Genomic DNA, 2084 nt, shown 5'->3' on the forward strand with positions numbered 1-2084 from the left:
GCCTTGGCTTCTGCGGCCTTGGCCTGCGCTGCCTTGGCATCGGCCGCCTTCACTTCAGCGGCCTTGAATTCGGCGGCCTTGGCCTCTGCCGCCTTGGTCTCGGCGGCGCGGGCCTCGGCCAGCTTGGCGTCGGATTCGCGGGCCTTGGCATCGGCCGCCTTGGCATCGGCGACCTTGGTCGAGGCAGCTGCAGCCTGGACCGTCTTGCCCTGGGCACCACCTTGCTTTGGGAAGATCTGCGTGATCAGGGCCAGCTTGGGCTGGATGGCCTGGCGCGATCCGTCCAGCTGCAAGGCCTTGGCATAGGCATCGCTGGCCATGCGCGCATACAGGTCGCCCAGGTTCTCATGCGCCGTGGCGTAGCTGGGGTTGGTGCGAATGGCCTGCTCCAGCACTTCCGAGGCCTTGCGTTCCTGGCCTTCGGCGGCGTACAGCACTGCCAGGTTGTTGTAGGGCTCGGGCAGGCTGGGGTAGTCACGGGTCAACGCCGTGAAGATCTTGATGGCCTGGGCGTTCTGGCGCTGCTCCGCGGCGATCACGCCCTGCAGAAAGCGCATCTGCACATCGGCCGGGTTTTGCTTGAGATAGGCCTCGGCCTGCTTGGCGGCCTGGGGCGCCTTGCCCTGCTCCAGCAGCCGTGAGACCTCGTCCACCGCCTCCTGCGATGCATGGGCAAACGCCCCGCACAAAGCCGCCCCCAGACTGAAGGCGGCAATGGCCACGGGCCGGGCTATCCGCAAATAGGTACGACCCGGCACTCGCGACGGAACTCTGGACGAAATCAGCATATGGGCGCTCTCTACGCAATGAAAGTTGGAAGACGGGCCTGTTCGCTTTTGGGCTTACTGCATGCGCCGATACACGCCTGCAGCCAAAAGCCAGCGATTTTATAGGCGAAAGCCATCTTGCCCCGCTGCATGGGCCCGCGAGTCAAGGGCCATGAAACATGGCGCGGCACCGGCGCCCGAGTAACGGAGCAGACCCGGCAGCGTTACGTAACGTGTGCCGTAACAGACCCTTGATGAGACATTGTGATCAATAGATAAATCCATACAAATCAATATCTTAGGATGATTCCTAGGCCATCCGGACCTGCAGCGTGCACGTGGCATGCATGTTGCACAAAAGGGCTCGACAGATTTTTCACGGCTTCCAAGCCACCGTCTGACCTTGTCGTCTCAACCCTTGTCTGGAGAGAGTAAATGACCGCCCAATCGATGCAGCCCACCGGCAACACCACCGTCAGCCCCGTGCAGTTCGGTGACCCGCAGCCCTCCAGCGTTGTGCTTGCGCAGCTCAATACGTCGAACATGCAGCCCGGCGCAGCCGCAGCGGTCATGCCCCGGGGCACGCCTCCCGCCACGCTGTCCCAGGTCAGCCCGGGCGTGCAGATCGTGCGCAATGGGGAAACCCTGATGGCCCAGCCGGGCAGTGCCCTGCAGGTCGGCGACAAGATCATCGTGCCCGCCGATGGCAGCGCCAAGGCGCTGTTCCAGGGCAAGGACGGCCAGACCCTGGTCGGCACCTTCGAGGGCGGCACCCAGGCCACGCTGGCCCAGCGCGAGGGTGATGGCGCAGGCGCCATGGTGCTGGACCTGGCATCTGGCAACGTCCAGGTGGCGCCCGCCAGTGACGGTGACGCCGTGGGCCTGATCGTGACCAAGGAAAGCGCCGCAGCCGCAGCCGGCGGCTCCGTGCTCAGCGACTTCCTGCTGGCCGGCCTGATCGGCGCGGGCGGCGTGGGCCTGATCGCCGCAGCCAGCAACGACGACGACGACCCAGCCCCCCCGGTGCCGACCGATCCCACGAATCCGACCAACCCCACGGATCCCACGAATCCGACCAATCCCACGAACCCGACCAACCCGACCAATCCGACGGATCCCACCAACCCGACGAATCCTACGAATCCTACGAATCCTACGAATCCCACGGATCCGACGAACCCTACGAACCCTACGAACCCTACGAACCCTACGAACCCCACCAATCCTACGAACCCCACCAATCCGACCAATCCCACGGATCCCACGAACCCGACCAATCCTACGAACCCGACCAATCCGACCAACCCCACGGATCCC

The 2084-nt window shown here is 64.3% G+C and carries 1 protein-coding gene and 1 pseudogene; one reads left to right on the forward strand and one right to left on the reverse strand.

Annotation, left to right across the window (positions count from 1 at the left end):
• The coding region (locus L995_RS25825) for a tetratricopeptide repeat protein (RefSeq protein WP_442855564.1) at positions 1 to 722 on the reverse strand (722 nt) is incomplete at its 3' end.
• Between the two features lie 480 nt (positions 723 to 1202).
• Between L995_RS25825 and L995_RS32420 the strand changes: the two are divergent.
• Positions 1203 to 2084 (forward strand): annotated as a pseudogene (locus L995_RS32420) (hypothetical protein); the annotation flags it as partial.

The organism is Delftia sp. ZNC0008, assembly GCF_000799035.1.
In the GTDB taxonomy this organism is placed as follows: domain Bacteria; phylum Pseudomonadota; class Gammaproteobacteria; order Burkholderiales; family Burkholderiaceae_C; genus Comamonas; species Comamonas tsuruhatensis.